Origin of the sequence: Flavobacterium anhuiense (assembly GCF_050990855.1) — a bacterium.
GTDB classification, from domain to species: domain Bacteria; phylum Bacteroidota; class Bacteroidia; order Flavobacteriales; family Flavobacteriaceae; genus Flavobacterium; species Flavobacterium anhuiense_C.
Genome location: NZ_CP158861.1, coordinates 3,726,512 through 3,744,961, shown reverse-complemented (window position 1 = coordinate 3,744,961; position 18,450 = coordinate 3,726,512). Strand labels below are relative to the sequence as shown.

Below are 18,450 nucleotides of genomic sequence, written 5' to 3'. Positions count from 1 at the left end.
TTTAACTGTTTTAGATGTTAAATTCACCTATTATTTTCTGATCGTAGTCATAACCCAAATCATTTGGAAATTTTCCGTTTAAATCTGGAAAAACAAGCTGTAAATACTTGTACTCACGGTTTTCATAAAACTTAATAGATGTAAGAACATACTCTGATAGATCTTCATTTCTTAATTCAATTAAATAAACTGGGAACTCATCAACTAAATTCTTTATTTTCTCATTTAATAATATTTCATTTGATTTATACTTTTCTACATACTTTTCAATAATCTTTCCTGATAAATTTGGTCCTAAACCAGAAATAAATAGTTCAGGTATCCCAAAATTCTCAAAAAGTCCTGTTGAATAGGCGAAAGGAGTCACATTTTCAGCTTCTAAAATAGCCGTTGTATGGTATCCTATATTTGATATATTATCATAGACACGTTTAAAATAGATTGCTTTTTGATCCTCCATCATTTATACCATTGTTTAAAATAAATTATGCTAATATAAATATATCAACAGTATTTTTTTGCCATATGACAAATATTCAATAAAAACTTATAGCTAACTTTCGTGCATGAAAGAATTAGTACATTACATATTGCAGTTTGGTAATTTAAATCAGCAGCAGCAAATTGATTTAATTGTATCAAAAGCCCAAGAAAGGGAAATCCGTAAAGAGCATTATTTTGCAGAAGCTGGAAAAGTGGCTGCCGAAGTCGGTTTTATTGTTGACGGAATAATGCGGGTTTGCTATTATGATAACAAAGGCGAAGAAATTACAAAGTATTTCATTGACGAAAATAATCTAGTCGTAGATTTAGAAAGTTTTGATAATGGAATTTGTTCCTCTTGTTATGTACAAGCCGTTACCAATTGTAAAATAATTGTATTTTCTAAAGCCGATTGGCAAGAATTGTTAGATACCATTGTAGGCTGGGACACTATTGTACATAAAATCATTTCGAAAGCGCTAATTCAGAAAGTAGCCAGAAGAAGTCCGTTGGTTGCGGAGGACGCTACAACTCGTTATTTGTCTTTTATGAAAATGTTTCCAAATGTAATTAATAGAGTGCCCCTTTCGTATTTGGCATCGTATTTAGGAATTACGCAATCTTCCTTGAGCAGAATCAGAAAAAATATTCGTTAAAACGCTTTTTGCCATATGACAAATGTTTTTGTTTTTTATCCATGCAACTTTGCCTCAGATAATTTTAAAAAACATAAAAAATGAAAATAGTATTAATTACAGGCGCCAATAGAAGCATTGGTTTAGAAACCGCTAAACAACTTTCGGAGAAAGGATTATTTGTTTATCTAGGAACACGTGATCTTAGGAAAGGAGAAGAAGCAGTAAGAGTATTAAACGAAAAAGGTTTCCAGAACATCCAAGCAATTCAAATTGATGTTACCAATGTCGAAAGTGTTTTAGTGGCAAAAAATATCATTGAAAAAGAAAAAGGCCAATTGGATATTCTAATTAATAATGCTGGAATTTTAGGCGATGTTCCGCAAGATGCATCAACAACTTCTATAAAAAATATCCAAAAGGTTTTCGATACGAATTTCTTCGGAGTCATCACCGTTACACAGATTTTTCTTGATTTATTGAAAAAATCAAATAATCCAAGAATTAGTAATATTACCTCTGGACTTGGTTCGCTGACGATGCACAGCGATCCAAATTGGAAATATTACTCTATAAAAGCGATTTCTTATGTTTCTTCCAAAACTGCTTTAAACGCTTTTACAGTTACTTTGGCTCACGAGTTAAAAGAGCTGAAATTCAAAGTAAATTCAATCGATCCTGGCTACACAGCAACTGATTTTAACCAGCACAAAGGGCCGGGAAGTGTTGAAAGCGCGGCGAGTTTCATTATAAAACATACTTTAGTAGATGAAAATGGACCAACAGGAAAATTCTTCAGTAATGATATTGAAGACGAAAGCGAAGAAAGTCCGTGGTAAAAAAGAAAACCTTTCAAAATCATTGATTTTGAAAGGTTTTTATCTCTAAAAAGCTATTCTTTTAACTGAATTACAATACCGCCAAATCGTGCTTCTTGAGCAAAAAACAGTTTGCCGTCAATTATACAATCGCAAAACTGTTCTGTATCTACTTCTTTAATAATTTCTCCCGCTGCATTTTTTGTAACCGATTTAAATCCGCCAGAAAATCCGAGATTAAAGAAATCTAGATAATTGCCGTTTTCATCATATATTTCTTTCGAAGAACAATCATGACAAATGTATTTAGGATAACGTCCGTAATAGTAAACATTTTTGAAGCAATTTGAGCACCATTGTTTTATTTCTGTCTTTTTATAATCATCACTCCAAACTTTTCCTTGCCATTCATTAATGGTTTCATAATCCTTAAATGTGGCTTTTTGGCTTTTTCGAACTTCATTCAGATATTCGGTAACATGCTTTGCCAAAACCAATGCTTTTTCTGAATATGCATAATCTACTTTGAATTTCACATACCAATTTTCGTCTTTTATAAATTCACTCCAAAATTCGTCAATATCAGAATAAGTGGCAGCTTCAAAAAACTTTAAGACACTGCGATCTTTAAAACAATTTGGAATTCTTTCAGCTCTAGAAAGTATAAATTTATTATTTAAGAAAGTTAGCCTATAGATCTTATTATCATCATAATAACCAATAATAGCATCATTATCGTTCAACTTTTCGCATTGCAACAAATAAAACTCAGACAAGTTTGGTTTCGCATCAAAAATTCGTTTCTTTTCTTCAATCTCTTTGTCATGGCGATAATGTGCTTCTAGTAAATTTTCGGATTTATTCTCTGAAAACGCAACCGACTCTCTCCGACTCATTAATTCGCCTGTTTCGTTATCATAGAGCTCTTCATGAAGTGTATCATTATTTCTTTCAGCGTCAAAAATTCTCTGAGAAATTAATTTATACTTTTTATCCTCACTTTTAATTTCTATTTTATTGTAATCGAAATAGTGTTTCCAATCTTCAAATTCTAAAATACGAAGGGTTTTTAAATCTATTATATATTGTTTTGATGGAATAAATGTCCCATTATAGCCAAAATTTTCCCAAGTGCTCTTATCTCTATTACTAAAAGAAGCAATTAACAATTTAGACTCATAGTCTATAAATGCATACGAAAACTCCCAACTACCATCAGGAATCATTTCGAAATCTCCATATTTGCATTTTCTTGGACTAAAAAAACTGCTTTTTACTATTTTCATTTACTCTTTGTATTCTTAAAATTTTAAACTACTTCCCAAAGCTCGATTTTATTGCCTTCATCGTCCATAATATGAACAAACTTGCCATAATCGTAAGTTTCGATATTGTCTAAAATTGTGACGCCATTTTCTTTTAATTGTGCCACCAGACCTTCAATATTCTGAACGCGGTAATTGATCATAAAATCTTTCTTGGAAGGCGAGAAGTAATCATCTCCTTTTGGGAAAGCGCTCCATTGCAGCGTATTTACCTGATCTGGATTATTTAAATCTCTGGAATCAAAGCTCGAAGAACCCCAATCATTTATATCAAATCCTAAATTCTTAGCGTACCAATCTTTTGTTTCTTTTGGATTATCCGAAAAGAAAAAGATACCGCCAATGCCAATTACTTTTGGTGTTTTATTGTCTTGATTTTCCATAGCGAAAGATTTTTTTCTTTTAAAACTCGAAGGTATTAAATAATGCTCGAATTTTTATTCTTTCCCGTTTTGATTTATATTTACATAAAAGCTTTTAGCAAAATCAGAATGCAATGAAAACGGAAAGAATTTATAAAATATTATTTTCTAGCGTGTATCCTTTATACATTCAAAAAGTAGAAAAAAAAGGACGTACCAAAGAAGAATTGGACACTGTAATTAAGTGGTTAACAGGATATAATAACGACCAAATTAAAGAACAAATTGAAAAGAAAGTAGATTTCCAGACTTTCTTTGCCGAAGCTCCAGAAATCAATCCGAATGCTTCTAAAATTACTGGAGTTATCTGCGGCTATCGAGTAGAGGAGATAGAAGATCCTTTAATTCAGAAACTAAGATATCTAGACAAATTGGTGGACGAAATCGCCAAAGGCAAAAAAATGGAAAAGATTTTAAGGGAATAACAAAGACCTTCAATCGATTGAAGGTCTTTGTTATTTTAAACTCGCAATAAACCGCGAAAACCTCTCGCAGCGTAATACGAATCGGCACCATTATGATAGACGAAAACGGTATTGTATCTAAAATCGGAAAATATTGCACCTCCCAATTTTCTTATTTCTGGCGGAGTCAAAATCCAGCTTGAAGTTTTGGCGTCAAATTTTCCCAGTTTTTGCAATTCTTTATATTGCTCTTCGTTTAAGATTTCAATTCCCATTTCTTGCGCCATATTTATCGCACTGTCTGCTGGTTTGTGTTCTTTTCTTTTTTCGAGCGCTTCGTGATCGTAGCAAATACTTCTGCGGCCTTTCGGACTCTCAGCCGAGCAATCTACAAAAAGATATTCATCAGTTTTAGCATCATAACCAATAACATCTGGTTCTCCCTCTGTTCTTTCCATTTCGTCAAGCGACCATAATTTTGACGGATTGGCTTTTAATTTAGTTTCAATTGTTGACCAATCTAGATTTCCATGACGATTTTTATTTTTCTCAAAACGTTTTTCAAGAATGATTAAAAGTTCTTCTTGTTCATTTGTTGTCAATTGCTTTTTCATGATTTGAGTTTTTTTTTAGTTAAAAGTACATTTTCTGTTTTCTGGTCTGAAATACCAAGAAACTGCAGTTAAAACAATTAATAATATCGGGCCGAAAAGTGTTGAAGCATCTTCTTTTACAGCCAAATGCGAAACTACAGCGCCTGACATGGCAAAAAAGAAACCAGCATAAGCCCATTCTTTCAATAAACCAAATTTAGGGATCAAAATGGCAATAACACCCAAAAGTTTCCAAACGCCTAAAAGAGCCAAAACATAAAGCGGATAGCCTAAACGCTGCATCATTTCTGCTTCTTCTTTCATTGGAATAAGCTGTACAATACCTGTAGATGTCATTCCTAAGGCCAACCAAAGTGTGGCAATCCAATAAATAATTCTATTACGTTTTGTCATGATTTTTTTATTTTAGTTTAGTTACAATTTCTTCCAATCTGTTATGCGCCATATTTAAACCTTGAGCAAAAGGCAATTTCATTTGCGTTGTTCTATGCTCAATTGATTTGTAAATAATCTGCATGGTTAATTTACTGGTATCATCTGTAATTTTTTCAAATTCTAAAAACTCCAATTGTGGAGCAAAATTGATATTATCCATTTCAAAAGTGCGCACGATTTTTTGGCTTGGAACAAAATCATGAATAACACCATTAGCTCTAAAAACAACATTTCCGTTAGCATCGCTGGTTTCAAACTCCCATCCGCCGTATTTCTTGTTTTCAAGTTTCAAGACTTTCGTTCCCATCCATTGCGCTACAATTTCAGGATCTTCGTAGGCTTTAAACAATAATTCTACAGGGAGATCAAATTCTCTCGTAATCACAAGATCATGTCGGTCATCTTCAGCGTGAATTTTGGTTTTCTTTTCCATGGTTTATTTTTTATAGTTTTTCATAATTGATTCTAACTTATTAAAACGATCATCCCACATTTTTCTAAAAGGCTCGATGAATTTGTCAATTTCTTTCATTTTTTCGGGGTTTAAATGATAATAAATTTCTCTTCCGTTTTGTGTTTGATGTAATAGTTCGCATTCATTCAGAATTTGAATATGCTTTGAAATCGTCTGTCTTGACGAATTAAAATTCTCAGCAATTGCCCCAGGAGTCATAGACTGAATGGCAACTAAACTTAAAATAGCTCTTCGAGTTGGATCGGCTATGGCTTGAAAAACGTCTCTTCTAATTTCCATTACGCAGTTATTTGACTGCAAATATAATGAAGTCATTTGACTGCACAATATTTTTTTTGATTTTTTTTCAAAAAGAAAACCTTCAAACTTTTCAATTTGAAGGCTTTAGACAGACTTGAATGTTACTTATTAATCTAGCCCAGCAAACTGAAATGGCTTCGCCTCTTTGAAATTTATCAATGATTCACCTGAATAATTTTCATTATTAGCCAAACTCAATTTTTTAATCTTCCCTTTTTCGCTAAAATCAATTTTACTGAATTCAACCCAAATCACATTCGGATTCAAAACATTATCGAAATAATAAACTAAGTTTTTTTGGTCAGCCACTGTTCTCCAGCGAGTAGAGGAGATGTTAGGTTCCGTTTCTGAAGAAATTCCAAGCGGAACAGAACAATTTCGAATTACGCCAAAAACACTTGCTAAAGCGGATCTCGTATTATCTGTCTTCGGAATAGCATCAATATAATACGAAGCTCTCACAAAACGATCTGCCGCACGATTGGTTCCAGGAAGCATAATTGTACCAGGAATTCCTTTCCAATACGCATTAATCGCCAATTGTTGGTCAAAGATTGGAGAATTGGTCATTGCTACATATTTTCTGTCGTGATGAATAACCAGTTTACCATTTATATATTCGAAAATGGCATTGTCTCCAGTTGCATCAGAAATAGATAAATGTACCGTCGCAAAAATATTGGTTCCCGGAATATGTGAAGAAGTAATGACAAAATCGTTCTTTTCTAATGCCGAAACAGCTTCATTAACTGTCGAAAAATTATCCAAAACATACTGAAGCCATAAAGAAACCGCCAAACCTTTTACTTTTCCATTTTTTTCAAAAGCTGGATATTGCGATTCTACAAGCCACAAAAGATTACCAACAAGTCCTTTTTCGTTCATTCCGTCAGACGAAGCAATATCCCAAGAACTTGTAATGACGCTTCCGTATTTAGATTTCCACTTAATAGAACTCGTTCCAACTTCGCCGGCTCTTTCAATGCCGCGTGGAAAAATCCATAAATTGGCTGGAATTTCTCCTTTCCAATCCATAGAACGCGCAGTAATGATCGTTCCGTTCAAACCTTCGTAAACTATTCGGGTACATGGCAAAACAGTTTCGGTTAGCAATAAAGTAAAAGCAAGTAGGGCGGGGAAAATTCTGTTTTTTGGTTTCATAAATTTTAGCGATTTAATTAAACGTTAAGCTCTGATTTTCAACAGTATATTTTGAAGAGAAATAGCTTTCTAGGAAGCTTCTCTGCAATTTACAGCTTTTCTGTAAAAAATTGGCTATAAAATTGATTACCATAAAGTTAAAAATATTATTTAGAATAATTATAAATAGCTTTGAATTTGAATGAATTAAAAGTACTTTTGAAAGCATCAGAATATATTCTAAATAAAATCAAATGCTGAAAAATATACTCAAAATCTTAAAAGCCATATTCGTCACTTTTCTAGTTTTAATTTTTATTGGATTTTTATTTGAACAAATTGCCCGTTTTTACTTTGACAGTAAACGTCCTGATAATAGCGAGTTTACAAATATCGACGGAAGAAATATCCATTATAAAAAACTAGGAAATGGCTCTTGCACCATCATTTTTGAATCTGGTTTAGGCGGAGATTATCTGCATTGGCAGGAAATTCAAAAGAAACTTTCTGGAAAATATACTACAATTGCTTATGATAAAGCTGGAATTTTATGGAGTGATCCTTCTAAAGAAACTTCATTAAAAAGATACGCTACTGATTTAGAAGCATTACTAAAACAAACCAATTGCCCAAAACCGTACATTTTAGTCGGACATTCCTTTGGCGGAATCACTCCAAGATTGTTTATTAAGAAGAATGAAAAAGATATGGCAGGAATTGTTTTTGTTGATGTATCACATCCAAAACAGCTCGAAAAATCGTCAGAAGCATTGAAAAATTCTGTTCAGCCACCGCCAAGAATGTTTTTAAGTTTTTTGAACGAAATAGGTGTTATCAGAATACTTTACAGTAATACTGCTTTTACAGCGGCTGTTCCTAAAACGCATTGGTTCAACCAGAATGTAAAAAACTATTTCTATCGCATTTTTGACGGAATGATGACAGAGCTTGAAAATGATGAAAAACTCATGAAAGAAGCTGCTGAAATGCATGATTTTGGCTCGATTCCATTAACTATAATTACAGCAAAATATCCTGATGGAGTAGAAGGAGCAAAGGATAAAAACTTGGAAAAAGAATATTTGAATGTTCACAATACACTGCAAACCGATTTACTGCAATTATCATTCAACAGCACACAAGTTTTTGCAGAAAAAAGCGGTCATTATATTACGCTTGAAGAACCAGATTTAATCTCTAACGAAATTGAAAAATTAGCGCCGAGATAATTCTGAGCGCCAATTATTTGTGTTTTAAAGCGAAATGCTTTTTTCAATATTAATTTGTTCTAAAAACGCTTGATCGTGCGAGATCACAATTAATGTGCCCTGATATTCGTTGATCGCAACGGTCAGAATTTCGATATTTTGAATATCCAGGTTGTTTGTGGGTTCGTCTAGAATTATTATTTCAGGCGATTCATTGCTAATGGTTAAACAGCAGAGCATTAAACGCATTCTTTCGCCTCCGCTTAAAGCATTGCAAGGTTTATCCCAATCATTTCTAGTAAATAAAAACCGATTTAATCTCATTTTTACATCGTGTTCTTCTAAACCGTAATCGTTGAAAACTTGAGCCTGTTCGTAAATTTTCAGATTTTGGTTTAACAAAGAATAATCCTGATCAATATAAATTGCTTTTTTCGCCAAAGAAGCAACTTGTCCTTTTGTTGGATTTAATTCGCCAAGAATAATTTTAATTAAAGTCGTTTTTCCAGAACCATTCAATCCTTTAATTACCAGACGATCACCAGATAGTATTTCAAAATTGAGATTTTCTTTCCAAAGGTCTTTTTCACCATAATTATAATTGACTTCTAAAGCTTTAAAAAGCATTTTTCCTTTAAGAAATGAAGTGTTATTAAAACCAAATTTCATTTGATCGATTGCAGGAAGCGATGAACGCAGCTGTCTCAAATCTTCAGAAATACCGCTGATTTTTTCAGCATGGACATCTTTCATTTTCGAACTGCTGTTTTCGGCTTTATTCCTAAGCGTGTTCATCATAATTCTGGCAACACCCGATTTTTCTTGCTTCTTTTTGCCTCTTGAATCTAATTTATTCTGACGTTCAATACTTTCACGTTCTTTTTCTTTGGCTTTTTTCAACGCCTTTTCTTTGCTCTGAACGTCTTGTTCTAACGCATTGTTTTCTATTTTTTTCTGTTCACTGTAAAAATCATAACCGCCGCCATAGACCGAAATTTCATTTTGGGTCATTTCTAAAGTCTTATTCAAAAGATTAAGCAATGTTCTGTCATGGCTCACAATTAAAAGTGTACTGGAAGTAGATTTTATAAAATCGTACAACAAGTTTCTTCCAGCAAAATCTAAATGATTGCTAGGTTCGTCCAACAAAACCAAATCGGGCTCATGAATCATAATTCCAGCCAGAAATACTTTTGTTTTTTGTCCGCCACTTAAAGTTTCCATTTTCTGGTTCAAATCCAAATCATGCAGTTGCCAATGCGACAACGCTTCATTGCAACGTTCTTCAATGGTCCAATCATCATCCAACAATTGAAGATTTTCTTCGGTTACAAAACCTTCAAGTATTTCTTTAAGTGAAGTTAACTTTTCCTTTATCTGCAAAGCATCAGCAATAGTTAAATGATTAAACTGGCCAAATAATTGCGGCACAAAATAGGGTTTTGAATTCTGAATAAGCTGTCCAGAAAATGGTTGCAATTCGCCAGCAATAATTTTTAAAAGTGTAGATTTTCCAACACCATTATTTCCGACCAAAGCTGTTTTGTCGTGATGGTTTAGCGTAAAGCTAATGTTTTGAAACAGCATGTCTTTATTCTCATGCTGGTAAGAGATATTTTGAAGAATAAGCATAATTCCTTTCTTTTATAGATAAATATTATAGCCGCTACAAAACTGTAGTAGCTTACTAAATTTTTCTGAAAGAAATTATTTTTCACATAAAGCAGTACTTATTTTAAGAAGTACAAAGATATTTATTTTACTCTTATAAATCAAAAAACCATTCTAACGATTGTGAGAATGGTTTTTTAAGTTTGAATTACGTCGTAATTCTATATTTTAAATTTTAGTAAACGTTAGTTTGGCTTCTTTGGTATCTAGAATCAATTGATCTTCTGTGATCGTGCTTTCGCATTCGTATGGTGTTCCAACTTCGTCTTTAATAACCAGTTTTTTACCTTTTTGCGTTAAAGCGTAAGTACCGTCCGTGATCTCACGAAGCAAGTATCCTGTTACATGCCCATCTTCAGTAAATGTAAGCATACCATTGGTTAAGATCGCATTTTTTGTAGAATCAGAAACAGTTTCTTTAGGTTCTACGGCAGTAACTTTCCATGAATTCACAAGCTTGTCTCTTTTTTGATGGCATGAAACAATTAATACGACGACAGCAATGGCAATTACGAGGGTAAATAATTTAGAGTTTTTCATGATTTTGTGATTAAAAGTTAAACAGGAAAAAGTTACAAAAAAAAATAACATTAAAATATTCGGTACCAAATATTTATAAAGATTTTTTTTACTTCTTAAATTGAGTTGCTTTTAATACGCGAAGTCTTTATTTTTGGGACTTTTACTGATAACCAGCTTTTTACAAATTATTGCTAAAAGTGACTAAAATGACTTGAACAGGTTTTTTAATCACTGCTAATTAAGAGTTAGAGCTCCTAAAATTTCCTCATACATAAAGGGACCACCTGGATAAGTTGCCGTATAATCTAGATTCATCCAAACTTGTCCGCGTTCGTCGATATGGTAATGCAGTTTTTTGCCGTAGCTTTCTTTTACAAAAAGAACATTTTTGATGAGATAATTGACTTTTTCCAAATCGATCATCGATCCAATCAAAATTTCAGGGTAAATATGACCTTTGGTATGAATAAGACGCGGAGTTCCCCCAATTGCGCGCACAGCTGCGGCCATCAAAATAGAATGATCATCGCAATCGCCTGAGAAATATTCTAAAGATTCGCTAGCGGTTGCGATGTAATCACCTTCTTTTGGATCGTTTACATAATTCCATCTGCCATTTATTTCTTTGAAAACAGCAAAACACTGAATTATAGTTCGATAATCTGAGTAGCCTCTAATACCTTTAAAATGTTTTGTAGTTGCCATAATAGCAAAATTTCGCACTTTAGGATTTTGGTATTCGATAGCATTTATAATTTTTGTTTTATTAGGAAACGGAAGCAATTTTGCCACAATAATATCTTGCGGATAGGGATTATCAGACATGGTGTAAACCATAGAATTGTAATCTTCCGAGATTTCGCTAAAACCATAATTTCCAATTACCGATCCGTAAAATAGAATTAATAAATAAACGGCAACGCACAAAATAATAATTGTTCTGAGATACATCAGAATAAAAAATATTGCCGCAAAAACAAAAATAAATATGAATACGCGATCGAGATTGAATGACCATTCTAAATCGATTAAATTTTGATGCAGTATGATGAAAATCGGTATGGTAATCAAAAGACTCAATAGCGAAATAATAATCCTGTCCCAAGGTGATTTCACCTGCAGCTTGGATTTTAAATACGGTAAGTCAATTTTAGGGAATTTCATCATACGAATCAAAAAGCAGTATTTACAATGCTTTTACTGTTTCTACAAAAATACTTTTTTTATCAATAATTCCCAGATCAAATAATTGATTTTGAATTTTATTAAAAGATTTTTCTGTCAAATTTTTCTGTGACCACTGAGTCAATTTCAACCATTCTTTAATATCTTCTGCCTTTTGATTAAACAGTTTGGATAACTTCTTGTCAATTTCTGGAATTTCTTTAAAATCAACTGTTGTTTTATTGATTATTTTAAGAATCGTTTCGACTGTTTTGGCATTCTTTTTTAAGAACTCATCACGACCTACAATAATGAAGGAAGGCCAAGGAGTAGGGCAGTCGTCAATTCTTCTAAAAACGCCTTTATCCACAAGAGGTTTAGTCATGAAACGTTCCCACATAAAGTAATCTGCTTTCTGGTTAGTTAAGGCATCAACAGCACCATCTATGGTGTTTACGATTTCAAATTCAAGATCATCCATTTCCCAGCCTTGCTCATTTGCATTTACATAAGCCATCAATTGTGATCCCGAACCAATTCTGGATATAGCTGCTTTTTTGTTTTTAAGATCTTTCAACGTTTGAAAATCAGATTTTGCATCAACGTGAATTCCCCAGATTAACGGTGATTGTACGTAAATCTGAACGATCTTACTCGGATTTCCAGCTGCAATATCTTTTAAAATTCCTTCGGTCAGAATAACAGCAAGATCTGTTTCTCCGTCACGAAGCATTTGGCACATTTTCCCGGTTCCTTCAGGTACATTTGTCCATTGTAAGTCGATGTTCTCTTCTTCAAATTCGCCGTTTTCGATGCATAGATGCCATGGCAAATTGAAGTGTTCCGGAACACCCGCAATTTTGACAGTTTTCATTTATTTTAAGTTTAAGTTAAGTTGCTTGGTATGCGTATGCGTAATCCTATGGTTAAATTTGGTTAGTTTAGTTTTTTAATAGATCGGCTCTGTGTTTTTCTGAAAGACAGGGCTCTGCAAATTCGATTATATCTTGTGATTCATACTCATTCAAAAGACTTCTTACTAAAGAATAATCTACATCTTTGGCTATTTCTGCCGCAAAAAAAGTTTCGTTTAATCCTTCAGATAAACAATTGAGCGCTTTTAATTTTTCTCGAATGATTTCTTTATCAAAATCTTTTTCTAAAACAGCGACCTGAACAATCGAATTTCCAGAATTCTGAATTGTTTTCCTATGCATAAAACGCTCTTCTGTTTCATCATATTCTGCGTAAAAAATATCATCGGTAGCGATTAAAGGCCCAAAAAAAGGAATGTTATCTAATTTGAAAAGTCCTTTTTCCAGATCAATAATTTCTGCCCACATCGTTTCAGACACTACTTCGTCTAGATAATCACTATAATATTTAAATAATATTTTCTTGTGAGTTTCTTGTTCCATTATTCAATTTCGCTGATTACAGCTTTTAAAGGTGATAGTACAATTCTATAGCCATCTGGATCCTGAATCATTTTTCCGTTTTCATTCCAAAACGGATTCAGAGCAGGTATAACTGCAATTTTATGCTGCGTTAATTTATTTACTAATTTATCGTAATCTGCAATAGATTTAGGGTATAAAACCATTACATCATCTTCATCAAAAATATGTTGCGCTTTGACCTCAGATTGAGTAAATTCAAAATGCCAATCTAAACCTGGTTTTCCGATAAAAACACCATCATAATTGTTGTGATGTTCAAAACCGCCCAGTCGTTCAAATCCGAGTACATCTACATAAAAATTTTCTATTTTTTCTAAATCATTTGTATGCCGCGCCACTCTTAAAAACATATTTTTTTATGATTTTATTTGATTAATATGATGTTCTAAATGCTCTACATAATCGGTCATTAAAAATCTTAAATCGGCTGGAGATCCCTCTCCGAAATCAATTTCATAATTCAAAGCTTTCTCATCAACCGTTTTCATTAGCCTTACAAGTTGTTTATTGATAACAAACCACAATTGTGTAAGTTCCTCAATATCTATTGCCTGATATTTATTGATGTCTACCAAAGCGTCCGGATCGTAAGTTCTTCTTTTATAAGGCTTGTCGACATAATTAATTTCAGTAAAGCGAACTAGATTATGGACCGCTGAATCTACCAAATGACCTAAAATTTCTTTCTTAGACCATTTTTTAGGCTTTTTTGCTTCTAAAACATCTTGATCTATTGTTGGAAAATACTTTACATTTTCGTTCAATAATTCTTCAAATTTAAGAATAGCACTTTCCATCAAATCGTTTCGTTAATTAGTTCCTGCCAATTTATTTAACGTATAAGCAATCAATTCATCCACTGCTTTATATGGATCTTCACTAAAAGTTCCGCTGGCACGATTTGCAATAATAGCGTTAAGCGATAAAGCATTGTGGCCTAATAAAGCTGAAAGTCCATAAATTGCTGCTGTTTCCATTTCTAAATTAGTGATTTTAGTTTCATTAAAACTAAAATTATCCATTTTATTATTCAATTCTTCATCTTGAATATTCAAACGCAAAACTCTCCCTTGCGGACCATAGAATCCACCAGCCGTAGCAGTAATACCTTTGAAAATTTTATCGGATTCAATTAATTTTTCCAGTGTTTCAGAACATTGTGCTACATATGGTTTTCCTTTTTTAGGATCCCAATTAGTATGCTTTACAAATGCGTCTTCAATTTCTGTAATCGAAACATCATCAATTAAATAGGAGCGAAGCATGTTGTCTAAACCTAAACCAAATCTAGACATCACGAAACTATCAACCGGAATATCTTCTTGTAATGAGCCTGAAGTTCCAATTCTAATAATATTCAAAGAAGTCAATTTTTCCTTTGGCTGGCGTGTTTGTAAATCGATATTGACTAAAGCGTCTAATTCGTTTAAGACAATATCAATATTATCAGGACCGATTCCTGTAGAAACCACAGAAATTCTCTTTCCTTTATAAATTCCCGTTTGGGTTTTAAATTCTCTTTTTTGAGTTGAATATTCGATTGAATCGAAAAATTGAGTGATTTTTTCTACTCTGTTTTGGTCACCAACAAAAATAATGTCGTGTGCTATATGTTCAGGACGAAGGTTTAAGTGGTAAACACTTCCGTCTGGATTTAATATCAATTCTGAAGATTGTATCATTTTTTTAAAGTTGCTAAGGTTTTGAGTGGCTAAGATTCTGAGTTTTTTTGTTTCAGGTTTCATGTTTCATGTTTTAGGTTGTTTGCAGAACGTGAAACTTTAAAACAAATAATTTACCCTCCAACTCGTTTGGTTTTGAATCCTTTTTCTTTTAGGATTGCCATAATTTTATCTCTATAATCGCCTTGAATTATAATCGAATCATCTTTGAAAGTTCCGCCAACGCTTAATTTGGTTTTTATTTCTTTGGCTAAGATTTTAAAATCTTCGTCAGAACCTTCGTAACCTTCAATTATAGTAGTTGGTTTTCCTTTTCTTTTTTCAAATTTACAAATCATTGGTTCCTTCTGAACGTAAAGCACATGTTCTTGTTCTTCAACTTGCTCAGGTTCATTTGTTTCTACGTGATCTGGAAATAGATTTTTTAATTGATCTTTTAAGTCCATATTTTTTTTATGCTATAGATAAATTCCAACCATAAAGATATCTAAAAATTAAATTCCAAACCCCAAGAAAAACTTGGAATTTGGAATTTTAATTTTAGAATTTATATGCGTTTATTTTTTGATTAAACCTAATTCTACTAAACGTTCGTATAAAAACTCCCCAGCAGAAATATCTTCATATTTCTTAGGGTTTTCTGCATCAATACAATTTTCAAGGCAATCTAAACGCATATCGCTTACTGGGTGCATGAAAAATGGAATTGAATAACGTGAAGTTCCCCACAATTCTCTTGGCGGATTTACCACTTGATGAATTGTAGATTTTAATTTGTTGTTAGTATGTCGAGACAACATATCACCAACATTAATTACCAACTCATCATCTTCAGCAATGGCATCAATCCATTCGCCATCATGATTTTGAACTTGTAATCCTTTCCCCTGAGCTCCCATTAACAATGTAATCAAGTTGATATCTCCGTGAGCTGCTGCACGAATGGCGTTTTCAGGCTCAGAAGTAATAGGAGGGTAGTGAATCGGTCTTAAAATTGAGTTTCCTTCTTTTGCATAATTGTCAAAATAAAACTCATCTAAACCTAAATGTAAAGCCAAAGCTCTTAAAACATAAACACCCGTTTTTTCCAATTTTTGATACGCTTCTTTACCAACGACATTAAAACGTGGTAATTCAGTAACTTCAACATTGTCTGGGTATTCAGAAGCCCATCTTGAATCTTTGTCAACGTATTGACCAAAATGCCAAAATTCTTTTAAATCTCCTTCTTTACGCCCTTTGGCATGTTCTTTTCCAAAAGAAACATAACCTCTTTGTCCGCCAATTCCAGGAATTTCATATTTATGCTTAGTTTCTATTGGCAAGGCGAAAAAGTTTCTAATTTCACCATAAAGTTCGTCTACCAACTGATCATCAAGGAAATGACCTTTTAAGGCAACGAAGCCAATGTTTTCAAATGCACTGCCGATTTCATTTACAAATTTTTGTTTACGTTTCGGGTCGTCCGAAAGGAAATCACGTAAGTCTACACTAGGAATGTTTTGCATACTTTACATTTTTTATTTTAAAGAAGAAAGGTGTCATAAGCACCCTTCGTTAACAAAGGTAGATAATATTTTAGAAAATAATCTTAAGCTCAGGCATTAAAAGCAGATTTCTGATTAAATTTTATTTCATAATTCAATAAAATTACCGCAAATTGTTATATTTGAAACACTAAAAAACAAAAAATTACATGATTTTTTACCGACAAAACCTTACTGACACTGAATTACTAGATTTATATAAAAAAATATTAAAACCCAGATTGATCGAGGAGAAGATGCTGATCCTGATACGACAAGGAAAAGTTTCAAAATGGTTTTCTGGAATAGGACAAGAAGCTATTGCTGTAGGCGTTACTGCTGTTTTAGATCAATCTGAATACATTCTTCCAATGCATCGAAATCTTGGTGTATTTACAACAAGAGACATTCCACTTCATCGTTTATTTTCACAATGGCAAGGAAAAGCAAACGGTTTTACAAAAGGGCGCGACAGAAGTTTTCACTTCGGAACACAAGAATACAATATTATCGGAATGATTTCGCATTTAGGTCCGCAGTTAGGAATTGCTGATGGAATTGCGCTTGCGAATAAACTACAAGACAATAAAAAAATTACAGCTGTTTTTACAGGAGAAGGCGCTACAAGTGAGGGCGATTTTCATGAAGCATTAAATATTGCTGCAGTTTGGAAACTTCCTGTACTATTTATCATAGAAAATAATGGTTACGGACTTTCAACGCCAACAAATGAACAGTATGCTTGCGAAAACCTTGCTGATAAAGGAATTGGTTATGGAATTGAAAGTTGGATTATTGACGGAAATAATATTGTTGAAGTTTACAATAAATTATCTCAGTTAAAGAAAGAAATGCAGGATGATCCGCGTCCGATTTTATTGGAATTTAAAACTTTCAGAATGCGTGGTCACGAAGAGGCAAGCGGTACCAAATATGTTCCTCAGGATTTAATGGATCAATGGGAATTGAGAGATCCTGTTACTAATTTCAGAAAATATTTGGTTGAAAACGGAATTCTAACTGCTGAACAAGACGAACAATTTCATGCTGAAATCAAACAAGAAATTGACGAAAATTGGGCAATGGCAAACGCAGAACCTGAAATCGAACCAACTTACAGTGGAGAATTAGATGATGTTTACAAACCATTTGAATATGATGAGTATACACATAATTCCGATACGAAGAATATTCGATTTATTGATGCCATCCGCAACAGTTTAGAACAATCTATGTGGCGCCATAAAAACTTGGTTATTATGGGGCAAGATATTGCCGAATACGGTGGTGCTTTTAAAATTACGGATGGTTTTGTTGATGCTTTTGGAAAAGACAGAATACGAAATACGCCTATTTGCGAAAGTGCTGTTGTGTCAACCGGAATGGGATTATCAATTAATGGATATAAAGTAATTATAGAGATGCAGTTTGCTGATTTTGTTTCAACTGGATTTAATCCGATTGTGAATTTATTGGCAAAATCTCACTACCGCTGGGGCGAAAATGCTGATGTTGTCGTTCGTATGCCTTGCGGCGGAGGAACTCAAGCGGGACCGTTTCATTCGCAGACAAATGAAGCTTGGTTTACAAAAACTCCAGGTTTAAAAGTTGTTTATCCAGCATTTCCTTATGATGCAAAAGGACTTTTAAACACTTCAATTAATGATCCGAATCCTGTTTTATTCTTCGAACATAAATTATTGTATAGAAGTATTTATCAAGATGTTCCGACTGATTATTATACAATTCCTTTAGGTAAAGCCGCTTTAATTAAAGAAGGAAAATCAGTAACCATTATTTCTTTTGGAGCACCGGTTCATTGGGCTTTGGATACTTTGGCTAAACATCCAGAAATTGATGCCGATTTAATTGATTTAAGAACTTTACAGCCTTTAGATACAGAAACAATTTTTGCTTCAGTTAAGAAAACAGGAAAAGCGATAATCTATCAAGAAGACACCATGTTTGGCGGAATCGCAAGTGATATTTCGGCTTTAATTATGGAAAATTGCTTTGAATATCTTGATGCTCCTGTAAAACGTGTAGCAAGTTTAGATTCGCCAATTCCGTTTACAAAAGCTTTAGAAGATCAGTTTTTACCAAGAGATCGTTTTGAAAAAACACTATTAGATTTATTAGAATATTAATAAAAAATAATAATAAAAA

At 33.2% G+C, this 18,450-nt stretch carries 23 protein-coding genes; 5 read left to right on the top strand and 18 right to left on the bottom strand.

Annotated elements, in window-relative coordinates:
* Positions 1-10: 10 nt before the first annotated feature.
* Positions 11-463: a DUF4262 domain-containing protein gene (locus tag ABTV69_RS16660; RefSeq protein WP_433830732.1), complete on the bottom strand. Its 453-nt coding sequence runs from the start codon at positions 461-463 to the stop codon at positions 11-13.
* A 103-nt stretch (positions 464-566) separates the two neighbouring features.
* On the opposite strand from ABTV69_RS16660, the gene ABTV69_RS16655 reads away from it, so the two are divergent.
* A complete protein-coding gene (locus ABTV69_RS16655) occupies positions 567-1,139 on the top strand; it encodes a Crp/Fnr family transcriptional regulator (protein WP_433830730.1) in 573 nt (190 codons plus the stop codon).
* Between the two features lie 80 nt (positions 1,140-1,219).
* Complete coding sequence (locus tag ABTV69_RS16650) at positions 1,220-1,957, top strand: SDR family NAD(P)-dependent oxidoreductase (protein ID WP_433830728.1); 738 nt, start codon at positions 1,220-1,222, stop codon at positions 1,955-1,957.
* 53 nt (positions 1,958-2,010) lie between these two features.
* Here the strand turns inward: ABTV69_RS16650 and ABTV69_RS16645 are convergent, their stop codons facing one another.
* Both ABTV69_RS16645 and ABTV69_RS16640 read right to left on the bottom strand, forming a co-directional pair.
* Positions 2,011-3,222: a hypothetical protein gene (locus ABTV69_RS16645; protein ID WP_433830726.1), complete on the bottom strand. Its 1,212-nt coding sequence runs from the start codon at positions 3,220-3,222 to the stop codon at positions 2,011-2,013.
* Positions 3,223-3,245: 23 nt separating this feature from the next.
* Positions 3,246-3,644, bottom strand: a complete 399-nt coding sequence (locus ABTV69_RS16640) for a VOC family protein (RefSeq protein WP_433830724.1) — start codon at positions 3,642-3,644, stop codon at positions 3,246-3,248.
* 113 nt (positions 3,645-3,757) lie between these two features.
* Here ABTV69_RS16640 and ABTV69_RS16635 point away from each other — a divergent pair, with 113 nt between their 5' ends.
* Positions 3,758-4,108, top strand: coding sequence for a DUF2200 domain-containing protein (locus ABTV69_RS16635; RefSeq protein ID WP_433830722.1), 351 nt, complete (start codon positions 3,758-3,760; stop codon positions 4,106-4,108).
* A 35-nt stretch (positions 4,109-4,143) separates the two neighbouring features.
* Here the strand turns inward: ABTV69_RS16635 and ABTV69_RS16630 are convergent, their stop codons facing one another.
* The 5 genes from ABTV69_RS16630 to ABTV69_RS16610 form a co-directional block, all read right to left on the bottom strand.
* Positions 4,144-4,701 (bottom strand): DUF4256 domain-containing protein, encoded by a 558-nt coding sequence (locus ABTV69_RS16630; RefSeq protein ID WP_433830720.1) that lies wholly within the window; start codon positions 4,699-4,701, stop codon positions 4,144-4,146.
* Positions 4,702-4,716: 15 nt separating this feature from the next.
* Complete coding sequence (locus tag ABTV69_RS16625; RefSeq protein WP_433830718.1) at positions 4,717-5,094, bottom strand: DoxX family protein; 378 nt, start codon at positions 5,092-5,094, stop codon at positions 4,717-4,719.
* A 7-nt stretch (positions 5,095-5,101) separates the two neighbouring features.
* Positions 5,102-5,569, bottom strand: coding sequence for an SRPBCC domain-containing protein (locus tag ABTV69_RS16620; RefSeq protein WP_433830716.1), 468 nt, complete (start codon positions 5,567-5,569; stop codon positions 5,102-5,104).
* Positions 5,570-5,572: 3 nt separating this feature from the next.
* Positions 5,573-5,890 carry an ArsR/SmtB family transcription factor gene (locus tag ABTV69_RS16615; protein WP_433830714.1) on the bottom strand — a complete coding sequence of 106 codons (318 nt, stop codon included), beginning with the start codon at positions 5,888-5,890 and terminating at the stop codon, positions 5,573-5,575.
* Between the two features lie 129 nt (positions 5,891-6,019).
* Complete coding sequence (locus ABTV69_RS16610) at positions 6,020-7,072, bottom strand: linear amide C-N hydrolase (RefSeq protein ID WP_433830712.1); 1,053 nt, start codon at positions 7,070-7,072, stop codon at positions 6,020-6,022.
* Between the two features lie 233 nt (positions 7,073-7,305).
* Between ABTV69_RS16610 and ABTV69_RS16605 the strand changes: the two genes are divergently transcribed.
* A complete protein-coding gene (locus ABTV69_RS16605; RefSeq protein WP_433830710.1) occupies positions 7,306-8,280 on the top strand; it encodes an alpha/beta hydrolase in 975 nt (324 codons plus the stop codon).
* A 24-nt stretch (positions 8,281-8,304) separates the two neighbouring features.
* On the opposite strand, the gene abc-f is transcribed toward ABTV69_RS16605, so the two are convergent.
* The 10 genes from abc-f to ABTV69_RS16555 form a co-directional block, all read right to left on the bottom strand.
* A complete protein-coding gene (abc-f, locus tag ABTV69_RS16600) occupies positions 8,305-9,891 on the bottom strand; it encodes a ribosomal protection-like ABC-F family protein (RefSeq protein WP_433830708.1) in 1,587 nt (528 codons plus the stop codon).
* Between the two features lie 207 nt (positions 9,892-10,098).
* Entirely contained in the window at positions 10,099-10,470 is a 372-nt protein-coding gene (locus ABTV69_RS16595) for a hypothetical protein (protein WP_433830706.1), read from the bottom strand.
* A gap of 216 nt (positions 10,471-10,686) precedes the next feature.
* Positions 10,687-11,619, bottom strand: coding sequence for a transglutaminase (locus tag ABTV69_RS16590; protein WP_433830705.1), 933 nt, complete (start codon positions 11,617-11,619; stop codon positions 10,687-10,689).
* A gap of 19 nt (positions 11,620-11,638) precedes the next feature.
* Positions 11,639-12,490: a substrate-binding domain-containing protein gene (locus ABTV69_RS16585; protein ID WP_433830703.1), complete on the bottom strand. Its 852-nt coding sequence runs from the start codon at positions 12,488-12,490 to the stop codon at positions 11,639-11,641.
* A 67-nt stretch (positions 12,491-12,557) separates the two neighbouring features.
* Positions 12,558-13,034: a DUF4265 domain-containing protein gene (locus ABTV69_RS16580; RefSeq protein ID WP_433830701.1), complete on the bottom strand. Its 477-nt coding sequence runs from the start codon at positions 13,032-13,034 to the stop codon at positions 12,558-12,560.
* Positions 13,034-13,414: a VOC family protein gene (locus ABTV69_RS16575; protein ID WP_433830699.1), complete on the bottom strand. Its 381-nt coding sequence runs from the start codon at positions 13,412-13,414 to the stop codon at positions 13,034-13,036. The genes ABTV69_RS16580 and ABTV69_RS16575 overlap by 1 nt, the downstream gene beginning before the upstream one ends.
* 18 nt (positions 13,415-13,432) lie before the next feature.
* A complete protein-coding gene (locus ABTV69_RS16570; protein WP_433830697.1) occupies positions 13,433-13,873 on the bottom strand; it encodes a DinB family protein in 441 nt (146 codons plus the stop codon).
* A gap of 12 nt (positions 13,874-13,885) precedes the next feature.
* Entirely contained in the window at positions 13,886-14,758 is an 873-nt protein-coding gene (locus ABTV69_RS16565; protein WP_433830695.1) for a nucleoside phosphorylase, read from the bottom strand.
* Positions 14,759-14,871: 113 nt separating this feature from the next.
* Entirely contained in the window at positions 14,872-15,204 is a 333-nt protein-coding gene (locus tag ABTV69_RS16560) for a translation initiation factor (protein ID WP_091497835.1), read from the bottom strand.
* Positions 15,205-15,315: 111 nt separating this feature from the next.
* Positions 15,316-16,266, bottom strand: coding sequence for an isopenicillin N synthase family dioxygenase (locus ABTV69_RS16555; protein ID WP_433830693.1), 951 nt, complete (start codon positions 16,264-16,266; stop codon positions 15,316-15,318).
* 188 nt (positions 16,267-16,454) lie between these two features.
* On the opposite strand from ABTV69_RS16555, the gene ABTV69_RS16550 reads away from it, so the two are divergent.
* Positions 16,455-18,431, top strand: coding sequence for an alpha-ketoacid dehydrogenase subunit alpha/beta (locus tag ABTV69_RS16550; RefSeq protein ID WP_433830691.1), 1,977 nt, complete (start codon positions 16,455-16,457; stop codon positions 18,429-18,431).
* Positions 18,432-18,450 lie beyond the last annotated feature (19 nt).